General features: G+C 72.8%; 13 protein-coding genes and 1 pseudogene. 7 read left to right on the top strand and 7 right to left on the bottom strand.

Annotated features, from left to right (window positions below):
* Positions 1-43: 43 nt before the first annotated feature.
* Positions 44-976 (top strand): serine hydrolase, encoded by a 933-nt coding sequence (locus O3X23_RS02650; RefSeq protein ID WP_269269415.1) that lies wholly within the window; start codon positions 44-46, stop codon positions 974-976.
* Here O3X23_RS02650 and mycP read toward each other — a convergent pair.
* Both mycP and O3X23_RS02640 read right to left on the bottom strand, forming a co-directional pair.
* Positions 969-2,189 (bottom strand): type VII secretion-associated serine protease mycosin, encoded by a 1,221-nt coding sequence (mycP, locus tag O3X23_RS02645; RefSeq protein ID WP_443047714.1) that lies wholly within the window; start codon positions 2,187-2,189, stop codon positions 969-971. The genes O3X23_RS02650 and mycP overlap by 8 nt on opposite strands.
* Positions 2,183-3,301, bottom strand: coding sequence for a hypothetical protein (locus O3X23_RS02640; protein WP_269269413.1), 1,119 nt, complete (start codon positions 3,299-3,301; stop codon positions 2,183-2,185). The genes mycP and O3X23_RS02640 overlap by 7 nt, the downstream gene beginning before the upstream one ends.
* A 355-nt stretch (positions 3,302-3,656) precedes the next feature.
* Between O3X23_RS02640 and O3X23_RS02635 the strand changes: the two genes are divergently transcribed.
* Positions 3,657-4,859, top strand: coding sequence for an amino acid deaminase/aldolase (locus O3X23_RS02635; RefSeq protein ID WP_269269412.1), 1,203 nt, complete (start codon positions 3,657-3,659; stop codon positions 4,857-4,859).
* A 33-nt stretch (positions 4,860-4,892) separates the two neighbouring features.
* Here O3X23_RS02635 and O3X23_RS02630 read toward each other — a convergent pair whose 3' ends face one another.
* Positions 4,893-5,813: a DUF2510 domain-containing protein gene (locus tag O3X23_RS02630; protein ID WP_269269566.1), complete on the bottom strand. Its 921-nt coding sequence runs from the start codon at positions 5,811-5,813 to the stop codon at positions 4,893-4,895.
* A 111-nt stretch (positions 5,814-5,924) separates the two neighbouring features.
* Complete coding sequence (locus O3X23_RS02625; protein WP_269269411.1) at positions 5,925-6,869, bottom strand: LysR family transcriptional regulator; 945 nt, start codon at positions 6,867-6,869, stop codon at positions 5,925-5,927.
* 71 nt (positions 6,870-6,940) lie between these two features.
* On the opposite strand from O3X23_RS02625, the gene O3X23_RS02620 reads away from it, so the two are divergent.
* The 4 genes from O3X23_RS02620 (at position 6,941) to O3X23_RS02605 (ending at position 11,947) form a co-directional block, all read left to right on the top strand.
* Positions 6,941-8,095, top strand: coding sequence for a TDT family transporter (locus tag O3X23_RS02620; protein ID WP_269269410.1), 1,155 nt, complete (start codon positions 6,941-6,943; stop codon positions 8,093-8,095).
* 76 nt (positions 8,096-8,171) lie between these two features.
* Entirely contained in the window at positions 8,172-9,041 is an 870-nt protein-coding gene (locus tag O3X23_RS02615) for a HalD/BesD family halogenase (RefSeq protein ID WP_331283874.1), read from the top strand.
* A gap of 240 nt (positions 9,042-9,281) precedes the next feature.
* The gene (locus O3X23_RS02610; protein WP_269269408.1) at positions 9,282-10,127 is read left to right on the top strand and encodes a class I SAM-dependent methyltransferase; all 846 of its coding nucleotides are present in this window, start codon (positions 9,282-9,284) and stop codon (positions 10,125-10,127) included.
* A 59-nt stretch (positions 10,128-10,186) separates the two neighbouring features.
* Entirely contained in the window at positions 10,187-11,947 is a 1,761-nt protein-coding gene (locus O3X23_RS02605) for a choline/carnitine O-acyltransferase (RefSeq protein WP_269269407.1), read from the top strand.
* Between the two features lie 105 nt (positions 11,948-12,052).
* Here O3X23_RS02605 and O3X23_RS02600 read toward each other — a convergent pair whose 3' ends face one another.
* The 3 genes and pseudogenes from O3X23_RS02600 to O3X23_RS02590 all read right to left on the bottom strand — a co-directional run.
* Positions 12,053-12,793, bottom strand: coding sequence for a helical backbone metal receptor (locus O3X23_RS02600; protein ID WP_269269406.1), 741 nt, complete (start codon positions 12,791-12,793; stop codon positions 12,053-12,055).
* Positions 12,794-12,864: 71 nt separating this feature from the next.
* On the bottom strand, positions 12,865-15,489 hold the full coding sequence (locus O3X23_RS02595) for an ABC transporter permease/substrate binding protein (RefSeq protein ID WP_269269405.1): 2,625 nt from the start codon (positions 15,487-15,489) through the stop codon (positions 12,865-12,867).
* Between the two features lie 61 nt (positions 15,490-15,550).
* Positions 15,551-16,366: pseudogene (locus O3X23_RS02590) on the bottom strand (quaternary amine ABC transporter ATP-binding protein); the annotation flags it as partial.
* Between the two features lie 182 nt (positions 16,367-16,548).
* On the opposite strand from O3X23_RS02590, the gene O3X23_RS02585 reads away from it, so the two are divergent.
* Positions 16,549-17,496, top strand: a complete 948-nt coding sequence (locus O3X23_RS02585) for a 5'-3' exonuclease (RefSeq protein ID WP_269269404.1) — start codon at positions 16,549-16,551, stop codon at positions 17,494-17,496.
* Positions 17,497-17,655: the final 159 nt, after the last annotated feature.

The raw sequence follows: 17,655 nt of genomic DNA, 5'->3' as shown, positions 1-17,655 counted from the left end.
GCGTCTCAGAGTGCGCGCAGATTCGGTCCCCATGCTCGAAGGAATGCGAGCTCAGAACCGGCACCGGACCCGTCGTACCGGCCGTACCGCCATCATCGCGACCATCGCGGCCGTCGTACTGGCGGGTGGCGGGGTCATAGCGGGCGTCCACGCGATGGCGCGGCCGCCGGCCGGGGCAGTGGCGCGTCCGGCCGTCCCCGCGGCATCCTCGACGGGTACGGAGCAGCCGGCCGGGGAGGGGGCGCGGAGCGTGGACATCGCGGACCGGGACGAGCAGCTGAGCGACGCGCTCGGCGCGGTGGCAGGCGCGACCGCCGCCGACTTCTCCGTCGCCGTGCTGGACACCGCGTCCGGCGCGCAGGCGGTGTACGGGAACGGGACGTACGACACGGCGAGCATCGTCAAGGTCGACATCCTCGCGGCGCTGCTGCTGCGGGCACAGGACGCCGGGCGTGACCTCACCGCCCAGGAGAAGGCGTACGCCACCGTCATGATCGAGCAGAGCGACAACGAGGCCGCGACCGCCCTGTGGCACGCCGTGGACGGCGCGGACGGCCTCGCCGAGGCCAATGAACGGCTCGGGCTGACCGGGACCGTGGGCGGCGACGGCGACCTGTGGGGGCTCACCAGGACCACGGCCGCGGACCAGCTGCGGCTGCTGCGGGCGGTGTTCGGTGACGACCCGCCGCTGGACGCCGGCTCGCGGGCGTATCTGCGGGGGCTGATGGAGCGGATATCCGTCGGCCAGGACTGGGGGGTCACGGCCGCCGCCGAGACGGCGTCCGACACCGCGCTCAAGAACGGCTGGCTGCGGCGCACCACGACCGGGCGGTGGGACATCAACAGCATCGGCCGGGTCGCCGCGGACGGGAACACCTACCTCGTCGCGGTCCTGTCCAGCGGACACCTCACGCAGGCCGCGGGCATCGCCCTGGCCGAGGACGTCGCGCAGGCGGCGGTGGGGGCGTTCAGGTAGGTATGCCGTGCGTACCCCGGCGCCTCGGGCGGCCGAGGCGGGGGCGGAACCAGAGCAGTGCCGCCGCGGCGACCAGGACGCCGCCCAGCAGTGCGCAGGTGATCGCCACGCCGTCGCCGAGACCGCCGGCGTCCGCGGCCGGTGAGAGCGTGATCGTCGGACCGGCTCCGAAGTACCGCCGCGCGGAGGGCGCCGGGGCCGGCGCCTCGGTCCGGGGTTCGAGCTTGGCCGCCGCCTTGAGCGCCGCGGCCGGATCCACCAGACCGGTGCCGACCGCGTCGTTGCGCCCGCCGGCCGGGCGTTCGCGGGTGGTGCTCTCCAGGAGCGTCTTGATCTGCGCGGGGCTCAGCTTCGGATGGACGGAGCGGATCAGGGCCACCGCACCGGAGACGTACGCCGAGGCGGGGCTGGTCCCCCACCCCTCGTAGTACTTGCGGTTGGGGTCGGCCAGGATCACGTCGACCCCGGGCGCCGAGACGGAGGCGTACCAGCGCCGGGTGGAGAACGAGGCGTGCGCGCCGACCCGGTCCACCGCCGCGACGGCTATCACTCCCGGGTAGGCGGCCGGGTACGAGGCCCGGTCCGCCTGCTCGCCTCCGTTGCCCGCCGACGCCACGACGACCACGCCCTTGTTGAGGGCGTACTGGATCGCGTTGTCGTAGTCCGCCGTGGGCGCGGCGGTCGCGCTGTCGTCGCCGAGCGACAGGTTGATGACGCCGGCCCCGTGGTCGGTGGCCCAGCGGATCCCCTCCGGTACCGCCTTGCCCCGGCTCGAGCGGGCTTCGTCGCGCCGCGGGTCCTTCTCCTCCAGGATCACCCGGACCGGCAGGATCTTGGCGCGGGGCGCGATACCGAGGACGCCCTGCGAGTATCCCGGGCCGTGGCCGTGGCCGGCGATGATCGCGGCCATGCCGGTGCCGTGCTTGGCCCAGGTGCTGTCGCCGGGCCCGGCCCCGAAGCCGATGAGGTCGTTGCCGGGCAGTACCTGTCCCGCCAGGTCGGGGTGGGTGGCGTCGACGCCGGTGTCCAGTACGGCGACGGTGACGCCCGCGCCCTGGCTGGTGCGCCAGGCGTCGTGGGCGTGCATCGCGTCCAGCGTCCACTCCGCGTCGCGGATCGAGTCGGCGCGCGCGGACGTGGCCGGCAGCACGGCGAGCAGGGCCGCCAGCGCGACGGCGGCGGTACGCCCGAGGGCGGCGGAGTTTCTCACGATGCCTCCCGGGCGGACGTGGCGTCGCTGGTGACGCTCTTGCGCAGCCGGGCGTCGAGGTCGGCGGCGAGGACGAGGGCGTCGGTGCCGAGGCCGGCCTGGGCCGGGGCGGAGGTGGCGCCCGGCGCGGTGGCCACGGCGGCCGGCTGGGGTTCGGCGACCCGGCGGCCGTCCGCGAAGCCGCTCACCGCGTAGACCACGACGGGGAGGGTCGCGGAGACGTTCACCGTCCAGCTGGCCCGCTGCGCGTCGCCGAACGAGGCCGCCGCGGTGCCGGGGAACGCGACCGGGTGGGGCATCAGATCCGTCCGGGAGCCGAGGTGTTCGCTGGTCCAACGACGGTTCAGCGCGCTCATGCCGGCGGCGTCGCCGCCGGTGACCAGCAGGCCGACGGTGGTCACGCGGCTGGAGGTGGCGTCGACGTAGGTGGCGCGCACCACCTGGACGCAGCCCACCGGGGCCAGCACCTTGGCCAGCAGCGGGTCGAACGCGCCCGCGCAGCCGGATGCCGGGGCGACCCCGATCCGGGTGTAGGTGCGGTCGGCGCCCCCGGGCCCGGCGCCCGGCCGGCTCACGACGGGCGGCAGGAGGGTGTCGACCGGCACGCTGTGCCACAGTTCGCCGGCGCGGGCGTAGGCGCTCTGGGCCGGTCCGGCCGCGGCGGGGTCGTGGTTGATCAGCGCGCCGGTGGCGGCACCGGTGAACAGCCCGAGGCCCAGGACGAGGCAGAGCGCCGACGCGGTCCGGCCGCCGGCCGTACGCGGCGGGCGGGCGGGCGGCGCGGGGACCCGGAACGGCGCGGCCGGGGGGACCGGTCGGGGCGTCGGGCCCTCCCACGTGTGCCGCTGCGGCGGTGGTGGCACGGGAGGGCGCGGAGGTGCGGGGTGCCGCGACAGGAACGGTGACGGGGCGGCGGCCGGCGGGGGTGGCGTGCCGGGCGGCGGCGGGACGGTCGGTGCTGCGGGCGGCGGGTCCTGCGGGCGGCGGGCGGCGATCGGCTCGCGGGCGGCGGGGCGGTGCACGGGCCGCGGCGGAGTCGTCGGGTACAGCGCGGGGAACGCGGGCGGCTGCGGAGGGGACGGCTGCCCCGGTCCGTTCTCGACCCCCGTGCTCACCGGCGCTCCCTCGTGTAGGTCCGTACGCGGCCCAGCCCGTGTCCGCCGAGCTGCCGCCGGGAGGTGGCCCGCCCGGGACGCCGGATCCCGCCCGCGGAACGGGCGCCGCCCGGCGTCGGAAACGGTCAGGGCGCCACTCTACGGGCTCCGGCAATGCGGTGGATCGGGGACGGCGCAGGTCGCGAGGGGTACTGCGGGACGTGCGCCGCCGCCGGGCCGCGCAGATCCGGCGGTACCGGGATGTTCCGACCCGGCGCTCCCCCGGTGCGCCGCCGGGCCGCCGCGTACCGCTCGGAACCTGTGGGTGTCCCGAGACCCCTACCGCTCGGTAGTCGCGGTCTGGCAAGCTGCGCGCATGTCTGATCCCGCAGCCGACCGCGCCCGGTACGACCGGGCCACCGCCCATCTCGACGCCCCGGTCGCCATCGTCGATCTGGAGGCCTTCGACGCCAACGCCGCCGATCTGACGCGCCGGGCCGGCGGGAAGCCGATCCGGGTGGCGTCCAAGTCGGTGCGGTGCCGGGCGCTGCTGGAACGGGTGCTGGCCCGTGACGGGTTCGCGGGCCTCATGTCGTTCACGCTGGACGAGTCGCTGTGGCTGGCGCGGGCGGGCTTCGAGGACGTGCTGCTGGCGTACCCGTCCGCCGACCGCGACGGTTTCGCGGAGTTGGCCGGGGATCCGAAGCTGGCCGCCGCCGTGACGGTGATGGTCGACGACCTCGCCCAGCTGGACCTGATCGACGCGGCCCGCCGCGGCGGATCGGAACGGGTCAGGGTCTGCCTGGAACTCGACACCTCCCTGCGGATGCTGGGCGGCCGGGTGCGCATCGGCGCGCTGCGCTCGCCGCTGCGGGAGCCCGCCCAGCTGGCCGAGCTGGCCCGCGCGGTCGCCCGCCGGCCCGGGTTCCGGCTGGTCGGGATCATGGCGTACGAGGGTCATGTGGCCGGCGTCGGCGACTCGCTGGCCGGCCGGCCGCTGCGCTCGCGCGCGATCCGGCTGATGCAGTCGGCGGCGCGCAGGGAACTGGCGGCCCGGCGGGCCGAGGTGGTGCGGGCGGTGCGCGCCGTCGCCCCCGAGCTGGAGTTCGTCAACGGTGGCGGGACCGGCAGTGTGCAGCACACGGCGGCGGAGGACGCGGTCACCGAGATCGCGGCGGGCTCCGGACTGTTCGTGCCGCGGCTGTTCGACAACTACACGTCGTTCCACGGGCGTCCGGCGGCGCTGTTCGCGCAGCCGGTGGTGCGCCGCCCCGGGGTGGGCATCGTGACCGTGCTCGGCGGCGGCTACCCGGCGTCGGGCGCCGCGGGCGCCGACCGGCTGCCCGTGCCGTACCTGCCGCAGGGCCTGCGCTACGACCCGCAGGAGGGTCCCGGCGAGGTGCAGACGCCGCTGATCGGATCGCCCGCGGACGATCTGCTGATCGGCGACAAGGTGTGGTTCCGGCATGCCAAGGCCGGGGAGCTGTGCGAGCGCTTCGCGGAGCTGCAGCTCGTGGAGGGCGACCGGGTCACCGCGACGGTGCCGACCTACCGGGGCGAGGGCAAGACGTTCCTGTGACCGCCCCCGCCGCCGGCGGGGGCGGTCGGGCGCTCAGACGCCGGTGCCGCCCGTGCCGGAGCCGGTGGCGGCCTTGATGCCCTTGGTGATCTGGTCCATCACGTCGAGCCCGGGGGCCTGGGCGTTGATGTCGAAGCCGTAGCGGACCAGGACGAGCTGCTTCGGGTCGGACGGTGACGGGAAGACGAGCGACTGGACGTAGCCGTCGTCGCCGACCTTCGTCACGACCTGCCAGCGCACCAGGTACCCCTGCTGCCCGGCGACGGTGACCGGCTGCGACAGCAGCTCCTTGTGGGAGGTGAGACCGCCCGAGTAGGACTGCTCCGCGTTGGGCGCGATGTCCTCCTTGGCGGCCGCCTCCGGCGTCGTGCTCTTGAGCTTGGCCACCGCGGCCGGCACGGAGAACACGCCGCCGCGCACGCAGTTCTGCGTGGGGTCGGCGACGCACGGGTAGCCGCCGATGGTCAGCCCCGCGCCGCCGGCGCTCGCCCTGCCCTGCCAGCCGGCCGGGATCGGCAGACTGATCTTGTCCAGGGCGTCCACCACGACGCCACTGGTCTTGGGCGCCTGCTCGGGTCCCTGCGAAGGAGCGTCGGGCGCACCGCTCGGTCCGTCGCCCGGGGTGCGCGGCGCGCTCGCGGACGGGGCCGCCTGGTCCGCGCCCTTGTCACCGCCGCTGTCCTTCAGCATGACGACGCCGCCGACGACACCGCCGACCAGGACGAGGACGGCGACGACGCCGATCGCGATCACCCCTCCCCTGCGGGCGGGCCGGTCCGGCCCGCCCGCACCGGGGTAGGGCGCGTAGGACGGACTGCCGGGGGCCGCCTGGTCCGCCGGGGCCAGGGCGGTCCGCGTGTACTCGCTCCACGCGGTGCCGTCCCACCACCGTTCCAGGGCCGGGCCGTTGCCTGTGTGCCCGGGCTCTGGATACCAGCCGGGAGGGGTCGTCATCGTCACGGCCGTCACCCTAAGGCCACAGCATGAGAATCCCGTAAGTACGGCGGTTACAGGCAGGTCACATGACCGGCTTGGCCGAATCCGGGCGTCGGGCCGTACGCGCTGTCACGCCGGCCGGCGGGTGAGCGACAGCAGGTCGCGGCCGGGGCCCGTCGGGCGGTGTCCGGTGGGCCAGACGGCGCGCAGGACGCGTTCCAGCGCGATGCCGTCCACCGGGACCTCGACCAGCCGGCGGGCGGCCAGCTCGTCGGCCACCGCCAGTTCGCTGAGCACGGCCGGGCCCGCGCCGCTCAGCGTGGCCCCCTTGAGCGCGGTGGTCGAGGCGAGTTCGAGCAGCGGCACGGCGAGGCCGCCGTGCCCCGCGAGGGCGGCGTCCAGCACCTGGCGGGTACCCGAGCCCTGCTCGCGCAGGATGAAGGCGGTGGCGGAGAGTTCCGCCGCGGACAGCGGCTTGCGCCGCCGCGCCCAGGGGTGTGACGGCGCCACCACGACGACCAGCCGGTCGTGCGCGATGACCGCGGCGTCCAGACCGCCGGGCACGTCGAGACCCTCGACGAAGCCGAGGTCGGCGCCACCGCTGATGACGCGTTCCGCGACGGCGGTCGAGTTCCCCGCGAACAGTGACACGGCGGTGTCGGGGTGCCGGCCGTGCAGCACGATGAGCCACCCCGGCAGCAGGTACTCGGCGATGGTCATGCTCGCCGCGACCCGCAGGCGCGAGTCGCGCCGGGTGCGCAGCGCCCGCGCTCCGACGTCGAACGCCTCCGCCGACTCCACGACCCGGCGCGCCCACTCGGTGACGAGCGCGCCCGCGTCGGTGAGGGTGGACCCGGTGGGCGAGCGGTTCACCAGCGCGACCCCCAGCTGCCGCTCCACGGCCCGCACCCGGCTGCTCGCGGCCGGCTGGCTGATGCCCAGCTCACGGGCGGCCCGGCCGAGGCTGCCCAGCCGGGCGACGGCCAGCAGCAGCTCCATCGCGCCGAGGTCGGGCACCCGGTGGGCCAGGCCCGCCCGGGGGACGCGGTCACCGGTGTCGCTCGCTGTGCTCATAAGCCCAGGTTATGCCCCCATAGGCAGGCGCCGCCTTCCGGCCGGGCCCGCGGGCGGAGAGTGTGGACAGCATGGCAACCACCCTCGCCCCCGTACGGGCCCGCGCTCTCCACGACCTGGAAATCCGCTCCGGCGCCCTGCGTCACCTCGGACCCAACTGGTACGCCGCCGTGATGGGCACCGCCATCGTCGCCGGCGCGGGCGCCGTCCTTCCGCTGCGCGTCCCCGGCCTGCCCACCGTCTGCACCGCCGTCTGGGCGCTCTCCGCCGTCCTGCTGGCCGTGCTGCTCGCCGCCCGCGCGGCGCACTGGCTCCGCCACGGCGACCAGGCCCGCCTGCACCTGATGGACCCGGCCGTCGCCCCCTTCTACGGCTGCCTGCCGATGGCGCTGCTCGCGGTGGGCGGCGGCGCCCTGAGCGTGGGCTCCCCGCTGATCGGGCGGACCGCCGCCATCGCCTTGGACGCGGCGCTGTGGACGGCGGGCACCGCCGGCGGGCTGCTGATCGCGGCGGCGGTCCCGTATCTGATGATCACCCGGCACCGCGTCGAGCCGGGCAGCGCCTCTCCCGTCTGGCTGCTGCCGGTGGTCGCGCCGATGGTGTCGGCCGCGCTCGGGCCCGCGCTGGTCCCGCACCTGCCCGCGGGGCAGGGCCGGGAGGCGATGCTGCTGGGCTGCTACGCGATGTTCGGGCTGAGCCTGCTGGGCACCCTGGTGATGCTGCCGCTGATCTGGGGCCGGCTCGTGCAGCACGGCCCGCTGCCGATCGCGCTGACCCCCGCCCTCTTCCTGGTCCTCGGCCCCCTCGGCCAGTCCACGACGGCCGTCAACCAGCTCGCCGACGCCGCACCGGGCGTCGTCCAGGCCCCGTACGCGGCGGCCATGAGCGGCTTCGCCGTGCTCTACGGGGTGCCGGTGATGGGCTTCGCCCTCCTGTGGCTGGCCCTGGCCGCCGCGCTGGTGGTGCGCGCCGCGCGCCGGGGGATGACGTTCGCGATGACGTGGTGGGCCTTCACCTTCCCCGTCGGCACCTGCGTCACCGGCGCCGCGGGACTCGCCCACCACACCGGCCTCGACGCCTTCGCATGGCTCGCGACCGGCCTGTACGCCGTCCTCGTGGCGGCCTGGGCGGTCGCCGGCACGCGCACGGCCCGCGGTCTGCTCGACGGAACGCTGCTCGCAGCGCCTCCGCACCCGCCTGCCGGAGCTCACCGCCGGGCAGTGTGACGCGTCACAGACAACACGGCGCCACTGTGGGAACTTCAAGTGCCCTTCCCACAAGCCGAGTTACTGACGGGATCACATGCGCCCTTTACCGTCCCTGACGCTTGATCAGGTGGTCGACACGGCTCGCTATCCCCTGTCGGAACTCGCGAGCGCCCCGGGACAGGCCGTGGTTGCCCGTGCCCGGCGCGACCTGTCGACTCTCGGCTGCACCGTGCTGCCGGACTTCATCCTCCCGTCGCTGCGCGATGTGCTGCGGCAGGAGTGCTCGGCCATCGCCCCCCGGGCGCACCACGACGTCGAGACGGTGAACGTCTACAACATCGCGGTGGACTCGGCGCTCCCGGAGGACCATCCGGGCCGGAAGCCCTTCGAGCGGGGTAACGCGTTCGTCGCACGGGACCGCATCCCCGCGGACTCCCTCATCAGCCGGCTCTACTCCGACAGGGTGTTCCAGCACTTCATCGCCCGCTGCTTCGCACTGCCGGAGCTGCACGAGCTGGCGGACCCGCTGTCCGGGCTGGTTCTCAACGTCATCGCGCCGGGCCTGGAGCACCCCTGGCACTTCGACACCAACGAGTTCACCGTGAGCATGCTCACCCAGCAGGCGCAGACGGGCGGCGTCTTCGAGTACTGCCCGAACATTCGGACCGCACAGGACGAGAATTTCGACGACGTCCGGGATGTGGTGGACGGCCGGGGCGAGCGGTTGACCCGGCGCCTTCCCCTGCAACCGGGTGACCTGCAGTTGTTCAAAGGGCGCTACTCGCTGCACCGGGTGAGCCCGGTGCGCGGCGAGGTCGCGCGCCACTCCGCGATATTCGCCTACAGCGAGCGCCCCGGCGTCATCGGAAGCGTGGAACGGACCCGGCAGCTCTTCGGCCGGGTGCTGCCCGAGCACCTGGCGGCCGAGGGCCGGGCGGTCCGCGGCGACCGGCTCCTGGACTAGGGAGTGTCTTCACATAGGCGTCGTCCGCCCGGAGGGCGGGGCCGACGGGGTCTGGTGCGTGCGATCGCAAGGCGGAGGAGGGAGTCCATGCGGAGCATCGGCGACCGACGACAACGCCGCGAGCGTGCGTACCAGACCCCGTCGGCCAGACGGGGATTTGAAGACACGACTTAGGGCGGCGAGAACGCGTAGTCACCGTAGGCCGTTTCCCCTGCGCGATCCCACGGAGGAGTAAGCCCTGTGCGTTTCGACGTGACCGGAAAAGTCTCACTCGACCACATCTACGACCAGCCCGATCCGCGAACCTACTTCAGGGCGCTGCGCCCGCTCGACTACGGCGTTCCGCAGCAGGCCAAGCCCTACTTCTCCAAGATCATCACGGAGTACCGGGATTCCCAGCACGTCGCGGTACCGAAGGTGCTGGACATCGGCTGCTCGTACGGGATCAACGCCGCCCTGCTGAAGTACGACGCGACCATGGACGAGCTGTACGCGCGCTACGGCGACGAGGAGCGTGCGGGTGAGAGCCGCGAGGCCCTGCTGGCCCGCGACCGGGAGCTGGCCCGGTCACGCCAACCCCCGCAGGCGATCCGCTTCGTCGGCCTCGACACCTCCGGCAGCGCGCTGTCCTACGCTCGTGACGCCGGGTTCCTCGACGACGTGGTCCACGCCGACCTGGAGGAGCACGAGCCCACACCGCGACAGCGCTCCCAGCTCTCGGGTACGGACCTGGTGATCTCGACGGGCTGCGTCGGCTACGTCACCGAGCGGACGCTCACGCGAGTCGTCCGGGCGCAGGGCGGCCGCCGGCCCTGGATGGCGCACTTCGTGCTGCGGATGTTCCCGTTCGACTCCGTCGAGCGCACGTTGGCGGGTCTGGGTTACCGGACCGTCCGCGTCGACGAGGTGTTCAGACAACGGCGGTTCGCCTCCCCGCAGGAGCAGGCGCGCGTGCTCGACGGCATGTCGGCCGCGGGGGTGGATTCACGGGGCCTGGAGGCGGAAGGCTGGCTGTACGCACAGCTCCACCTCTCCCGGCCGTACGACATCGCAGGTACCGACGATTCGAATCGAGAGCAGAGTTGAAGACCAGCCAGGATGCGTCAGGCAACGCGACCTTCGCCCAGGAGGACAGCCTCCCGCGCGTGCCGCTGCCCACGCTGGATGCGAGCTGCGAGAGGTTTCTCGCCTGGTGTACGCCGCTGCTGACCGCCGACGAGCGGGCGGCGACCGAGGCGGAGGTCGCCGCCTTCCTCCGGCCCGGTGGCCCCGGCAGGGTGCTGCACGCCGCGCTGGAGGAGTACGACGCCACGGAGGGCGTGCACAGCTGGCTCGACACCTTCTGGCCCTACCGGTACCTGGGCCGCCGGGACCGGATCGCCCTCAACGCCAACTTCTTCTTCCTGTTCCAGGACTCCGGCCAGGCGCAGGTGGAGCGGGCGGCCGGGCTCGTCGCCGGGGCCCTGAACTACAAGCGGCAGCTCGATCAGGCGCTGATTCCACCGGTGGTGCAGCGCGGAGCAGCTCAGTCGATGGTGCAGAACAAGTTCCTCTTCTCCACCACGCGTATCCCCGGCCTGCGGCAGGACACCGTCCGCGCCCCCTACACCGCGGAGTGGCCGGGCCCGTCCGAGGCCCGGCACGTCGTGGTGTTCTTCCGGGGCGGCATGTTCCGGCTGGACATACTGGGTCCGGACGGTGTCCCGCACAGCCTGGATGACATCCGGGCGGGGCTGCGTGCCGTGATGAAGGCCGGCCCGGCCGACGCGGACACCTCGGTGGGCCACCTCACCACCATGGCCCGCGCGGAGTGGGCGGCCGCCCGGGAGTCCCTTCTCGCCTGCCACCCCCGCAACGCCGCCGCCCTCGACGAGGTCGAAACCGCGCTGTTCTGCGTCGCCCTGGAGGACTTCGCCCCGGCGGACGTCCAGGAGGCCTGCGACCAGCTGCTGTACGGCGGCCGCGGCAACCGCTGGTTCGACAAGGCCGTGTCCTTCGTCGTCTTCGCCGACGGACGGGCGGGCATCAACGTCGAGCACTGCGAGCTGGACGGGACCACGATCCTGACCTTCACCGACGCCCTGCTCAACACCCCGGCCGAGGAGCAGTCCCGGCAGTCCGGAGCCCGCTCCCAGGGGCTGCCGGCACTGGAGCCGATCGTGTTCGAACTGGACGACGCACTGCGGGACCAGGCACGCTCCGCCGCCGACGCGTTCACGGCCTACGGGGAGAACACCGCGACCAGCACGTTGTCGTTCGCCGACTTCGGCAGCAGCGCGGCCAAGGTGCTGGGGGTCTCGCCGGACGCGTTCGTCCAGGCCGCCTACCAGCTCGCCCACCAGCGCGCCAAGGGGCACCTGGGCGCCACGTACGAGTCGATCGCCACCCGGCAGTACCGCCACGGGCGGACCGAGGCGATGCGCGTCGTCACCACCGAGATGGTGGATTTCGTGGCGGCGATGGAGGACCCGGCAGCGGACGCGGACGCCCGGCGCTCCGCGTTCCGGGCAGCCGCCGAGGCCCATGTGGCGCGCGCGAAGGCGTGCCAGACCGGGCAGGTGCCGGAGCAGCACCTGTGGGAGCTGGAGCTGATCCAGCGCCGGCGGGGGGCCGAGCTCGGGGTGACCGAGCAGCCCGCGCTGTACCGGACGCCGGGCTGGTCGATCATGCGGGACGACTACCTGAGCACGAGCAGCGCGCCGTCCGTCAATATCCAGTACTTCGGCTTCGGGTCGACCAGCACCCAGTGCATCGGTGTCGCCTACGTGCTGCTTCCCGAGCGGTTCAACCTCTACCTGAGCACGCCGTTGGCGGTCGCCGCGCAGATGCGGACGTTCGCCGACCGGCTCCGGGAGGCGATGGACGAACTCCGGGAGCTGCTGGCGCCCGAGCGGCCCGGGGACTGAACGGACCCGCCGCCGGACCGGAACTCCCGGTCGGGGACCACGGTCCGGCGGCCCGGACGACTCCGGTGGCTGAGCCGGTCCTGGGCCACGCCGAGAAGGCCCAGGTCAACGCAACGCTGCTCGCAGCGCCTCGCCGAGCACGGCAGGCGCGGTTCTGAGGGAGGGGCCGTACCAGGTGAGGTGGCGGCCGTCGACGAGGGCGGCGGGCAGGCCGGGGAAGGCTTCCGGGCCGTCCTCGGCGGTGAAGGCGTACGGCTCGTCGGGCAGCACCACCAGATCGGCGCCGGCGGCGCGCAGTTCCCCGACGGGGAGCGCCGGGTAGCGGTCGGCGTGCGCCGCGTACACGTTGTCCACGCCCAGCCGGGCGAGCAGGTCGCCCGCGAAGGTGTCGTGGCCGAGGACCATCCAGGGCCGCCGCCAGACCGGGACGACCGCGCGGAGCCGGCGGCCGGGAACGGGCAGGGCGCGCCAGGCGGCCTCCGCCTCGTCGAGCCAGCCGGGGCGGTCGAGACCGCAGCCGTCGACCAGCACCCGGTGGAGTTCGCCGAAGGCCTGGTCGAGGTCGCGGATCTCGGTGACGAGGACCGGGACGCCGGCGGCCCGCAGTCCGGCGAGGTCCGGCGCGCGGTTCTCCTCCTCGTTGGCGATCACGAGGTCGGGCGCGAGGGCGATGATCCGGGCGGTGTCCGGGTTCTTGGTCCCGCCGATCCGGGTGACGTCGAGTCCGGCCGGGTGGGTGCACCAGTCGGTCGCGCCGACCAGCAGCCCGGCGGCGGTCCCGGCCACCGCCTCGGTGAGCGAGGGGACCAGCGAGACCACGCGCCGTACGGCAGGACGATTCGTCACCGGCCTACCGTACGGCGCGTGGTCGGAGCCCGGCGCGCGCGGCGTCAGGTCGCGCGCGCCGGGCGGTCTGTTCAGGAAGCGACCGGCGCCATCGCGTCGACGATCCCCGGGTTGGCGGCGATCCACTTCTCGACGCCCTGCGCCTCATGGCCCTGGCCGGCGTCCTGGATCTGCTGCTCCAGGCTGCCGAGCTGCGCCTCGGTCATGTGCCACTTCTTGAGCCAGCCCGCGAACTCGGGGAACTTCTCCGGGAAGTCCTTGTGCGCGAGGGTCTTGATCTGGTTGTTCGCGCCGAAGGACTGCTGCGGATCCGCGAGCTTCGTCAGCTGGTACTTGCTGTAGGCCCAGTGCGGGGTCCAGAGCACGACCGCGACCGGCTCCTTCTTCGCGTAGGCCCGCTCCAGCTCGGCGAGCATGCTCGGCGAGCTGCCGGTGGTGACCTGGTACTCCTTGTCGAGGCCGTACGCCGGCAGCACCGTGCTCTTGAGCAGGTTCATCTCACCGGTGCCGGGCTCGATGCCGATGATCCGGCCCTTGAAGAGGCCCGCCTTGCCCTTGAGGTCGGCGAGCGTCTTCACGTCCTTGACGTAGGACGGGACGGCGATCTCCAGCGAGGTCTTCTCGTACCAGGCCCCCAGGTCGACCAGGTTCTCCTTGTACTTGTCCCAGTACTGCTTCTGCGCGACCGGCAGCCAGCCGTCGAACTCGACGTCCACCTGCCCGTCGGCCATGGCCGTGAACATCGAGCCGACGTCGTACTGCGCCATCTTCGGCTTGTAGCCGCGGCGCTGCAGGACCGCCTGCCACAGGTACGTGGTGGCGATGTCCTCGTCCCACGGGAAGTAGCCGATGTTCGGCGAGGCTCCGGCGTCCTTGCCCGGGGTGTCGCCCGCGGCCTTCTTCACCGGGGCGATCCTGTCGAGCAGGCCGGGGTTCTTCTTCAGCCAGGCGCGCACGCCGTCCTGCTCGTGGTTCTGCCCGGCGTCCTGGATGGCCGCTTCGAGGCTGCTGAGCTGCGCCTCGGTGAGCTTGAAGTCCTTGAGCCACTGGGCGACCTGCGGCTCCTTGGCCCCGAAGCCCTTGTGCGCCAGGGTGTGCAGGCCGTCACCGGCGCCCCAGGCGGCCTGCGGGTCCTTGAGCTTCTTCAGGTCGTACTTGCTGTAGGCCCAGTGCGGGGACCACAGGGTGACGACGACCGGCTCCTTGGCCTTCAGCGACCGGTCGAGCTGCGCGAGCATGCTCGCGGTGCTGCCGGTGGTGACCTGGTACTCGCCCTCCAGGCCGTACTGCTTGAGGACCTTCTCGTTGAGCGTCTTCATCATGCCGGCACCCGGCTCGATGCCGATGATCCGGCCCTTGAACTGGCTGCCCTTGCCCTTGAGGTCCGCCAGCGACTCGACGCCCTTGACGTAGGAGGGGACGGAGAGTTCGAGCGAGGTGGGGCCGTACCAGGAGCCCAGGTCGTCCAGGGTGTCCTTGTACTTGTCCCAGTACGGCTGGTGGGTGGTCGGCAGCCAGGCGTCGGTCTGGAAGTCCAGCTTCCCGGCGGACAGCCCGGTGTAGAGCGCGCCGACGTCGTACTGCGAGAGCTTGGGCGCGTAGCCGCGCTGCTCCAGCGCCTCCTTCCACAGGAAGCTGGAGGCGATGCCCTCGTCCCACGGGATGTAGCCGATGTTCACCGGCCGGCCGTTGCCGACGTTCTTGCCCGCGGCGGCGGTGTTCGTGTCCGCCGGGCCGCCGAAGATGTTCATGCCGCCCGCGACGAGCGCGAGGACGATCACGCCGACCATCGCGACACTGGTCTGCGGCCGGTAGTTCCAGATGCTGGCGCCGCGCAGCGACGTCAGGGCCGCGGTGGCGCGGCGGCCGAGCGGCGAGACCCGGGTGCCGAGCGAGGAGGTCATCCGGTCCAGGTACATGGCCAGGATGACGACGGAGATGCCGCCCTCGAAGCCCAGCCCGATGTTGACCTGGCTGATCGCGGTGAAGACCGAGGCACCGAGGCCCCCGCCGCCGACCATGCCCGCGGTCACGACCATGGACAGGCCCAGCATGATGACCTGGTTGATGCCGGCCATGATCGTCGGCAGTGCCAGCGGCAGCTGCACCCGCAGCAGGATGTTGCGCGAGGTGGTGCCGAACGCCTCGGCGGCCTCGATGAGGTCGCCGTCGACCTGCCGGATGCCCAGCTCGGTCATCCGGACGCCCGGCGGGATCGCGAAGACGATGCAGGAGATGACGCCGGGCACCTGGCCGACGCCGAAGAAGAAGATGCCCGGGATCAGGTAGACGAAGGCGGGCATCGTCTGCATGAAGTCCAGGACCGGCCGCAGCATCGCGCTGACGGTGCGGTTGCGGGCCGCCCAGATGCCGAGCGGGATCGCGAGCACGATGGTGATCACCGTGGCGACCAGCACCAGCGACAGCGTCGCCATCGCCTGGTCCCACTGCTGGATCGAGTCGATGAGCGCGAAACCGGCGAACGTGAGCACGGCCGCGGTCGGGCCGCGCAGCCACAGGGCGAGGATCGCGAGGATCCCGGCGAGCAGCAGCGGTGCCGGGGCGCCGAGCACGGCGTCCAGCCCGTCGTACATCCCGGAGACGACGTCGGTGATGATGTCGAAGAGCCAGGCGAAGTGGTCGCGGAGGTAGGTGACGGCGCTGTCTATCCAGTCGCCGAGGCGGAGTCTAGGCACCGGCCGACTCCTTTCCGAGGGTCTTGCCCGGGGTACCGGAGGGGCTCGCGCCCACGTCGGCCAGCACCCGGCCGCGGTCCACGTCCTCCATGAAGGAGGCGACGTAGGAGTCGGCGGGCCGCAGCAGCAGCTCCTCGACGGTGCCGTTCTGCACGATCCGGCCGTCGCGCATGACCGCGATCCGGTTCCCGAGGCGCACCGCCTCGTGGGGGTCGTGCGTGATGAAGACGATGGTCTTGCGCAGGGTCTTCTGCAGGTCCACCAGCTGCTGCTGCATCTCGCGGCGGATCAGCGGGTCCAGCGCGCTGAACGCCTCGTCCATCAGCAGGACGGGGGCCTCGGTGGCGAGCGCGCGGGCCAGGCCCACGCGCTGCTGCATACCGCCGGACAGTTCGTCGGGCCAGGACTTCTCCCAGCCGCCGAGTCCGGTCAGCTCCAGTGCCTCGGCGGCCCGGCGCTCGCGCTCGGCGCGGGCGACGCCCTGCACCTCGAGGCCGTAGGCCGCGTTCTCCAGCACGCTGCGGTGCGGGAAGAGCGCGAAGTGCTGGAAGACCATGCTGATGCTGTGCGAGCGCACGCGGCGCAGTTCTGTGTCGTTCAGGGCGGTGAGGTCCTGGCCGTCGAAGAGGACCCGCCCCGCCGTGGGCGGAAGGAGCCCGTTGAGCGTGCGCAGGAGAGTGGACTTGCCCGACCCGGACAGGCCCATGACGACGAAGACCTCGCCCTCCTGTACCTCGAACGAGGCGTCGATGACGGCGGCTGTGACGCCGTCCTCACGCAGCTCGTCCCGGTCCGCACCGGCTTCCAGCCGGCGGACCGCTGCTTCGGGTTGTCGCCCGAAGACCTTGTACAGATGCTCGACTTGCAGCCTCGACACAAATACCTCACGGCTCGCAGGAAGAGCGACGCACAGCCCCCGCTTGTGGGTCGCTCACTTCAAGACCCGCCGCTGCCCGCGATCGGCCGAACCAAACCAAACGGTGACTCAGGTCACCTTTCACCCCGTGCCCCACAGCAGCGCCACGGGATCCGCCGCCGCGGGCGTGCCATGCTGGCCGCGTGACTGACGCGCGCCCGAACAAGCTGCTCCTGCTCGACACCGCGAGCCTGTACTTCCGCGCCTACTTCGGCGTCCCGGAGTCGGTGAAGGCACCCGACGGGACGCCCGTCAACGCGGTGCGCGGACTGCTGGACTTCATCACCCGCCTGGTCGTCGACCACAGCCCCGACGAGCTCGTCGCCTGCATGGACGCCGACTGGCGGCCGCAGTGGCGGGTCGACCTCATCCCCTCCTACAAGGCGCACCGCGTCGCGCAGGAGGCGCCCGAGGGCGCGTCGGGTCCGGACACCGAGGAGATCCCCGACACACTCTCCCCGCAGGTGCCCGTCATCGAGGCCGTGCTCGACGCCGTCGGCATCGCGCGCGTCGGCGTCGCGGGCTACGAGGCGGACGACGTCATCGGCACCCTCGCCGGCCAGGCCCTGTGGTCGGTGGACATCGTCACCGGCGACCGCGACCTGTTCCAGCTCGTCGACGACGCCCGCGGCGTGCGGGTGCTCTATCCCCGCAAGGGCGTCGGCGACTGCGACCTCATCACCGAGGACGTCATCCGCGAACGCTACGGTGTCCGCGCCGACCAGTACGCCGACTTCGCGGCGCTGCGCGGTGACGCCAGCGACGGCCTTCCGGGGGTGAAGGGCATCGGCGAGAAGACCGCGGCGCAGCTCATCAACGAGTACGGCGACCTCGCGGGCGTGCGGCGTGCCGCCGCGGACCCGGTCTCCAAGCTCACGCCCGCGAAGCGCAAGGGGATCGTGCAGGCCTCGGCGTACCTGGACGTCGCCCCCAAGGTCGTCACGGTCGCCCCCGACGTTCCCCTTCCCGCGTTCGACCCGGCCCTCCCCCACGAGCCGGCCGACCCCGAGGTCCTCGAATCCCTCGCCGAGCAGTGGGGCCTGGGCGGCTCCCTGATGCGCCTGCTGGCCGCGCTGGACGAGGCCCACTAGGTCCGGAGCCCCGACCGCTGGGTAACAACTTCGAGGCGCAGTCCGACACTTCGGACAGAACATGTCCCCAGTCGGCCAAATTCGAAAGGATCTTCTCCCAAAACAGTGCGGGACCGGTCGGTCGCGGTGTGTACTGTGCGGATCCGCTTTCGGGGCGGA

Origin of the sequence: Streptomyces sp. H39-S7 (assembly GCF_027158205.1) — a bacterium.
Lineage (GTDB): Bacteria > Actinomycetota > Actinomycetes > Streptomycetales > Streptomycetaceae > Actinacidiphila.
The sequence above is the reverse complement of the archived record's forward strand: the minus strand, read 5'-3'. Positions and strand labels throughout refer to the sequence as shown.

Bases quoted from the DNA above. Each gene is read 5' to 3' on its own strand.
- O3X23_RS02650 (WP_269269415.1), top strand. From the start codon at position 44: ATGCGAGCTCAGAACCGGCACCGGACCCGTCGTACCGGCCGTACCGCC.
- O3X23_RS02635 (WP_269269412.1), top strand. From the start codon at position 3,657: ATGTCTGATCCCGCAGCCGACCGCGCCCGGTACGACCGGGCCACCGCC.
- O3X23_RS02630 (WP_269269566.1), bottom strand. From the start codon at position 5,813: ATGACGACCCCTCCCGGCTGGTATCCAGAGCCCGGGCACACAGGCAAC.
- O3X23_RS02625 (WP_269269411.1), bottom strand. From the start codon at position 6,869: ATGAGCACAGCGAGCGACACCGGTGACCGCGTCCCCCGGGCGGGCCTG.
- O3X23_RS02620 (WP_269269410.1), top strand. From the start codon at position 6,941: ATGGCAACCACCCTCGCCCCCGTACGGGCCCGCGCTCTCCACGACCTG.
- O3X23_RS02615 (WP_331283874.1), top strand. From the start codon at position 8,172: ATGCGCCCTTTACCGTCCCTGACGCTTGATCAGGTGGTCGACACGGCT.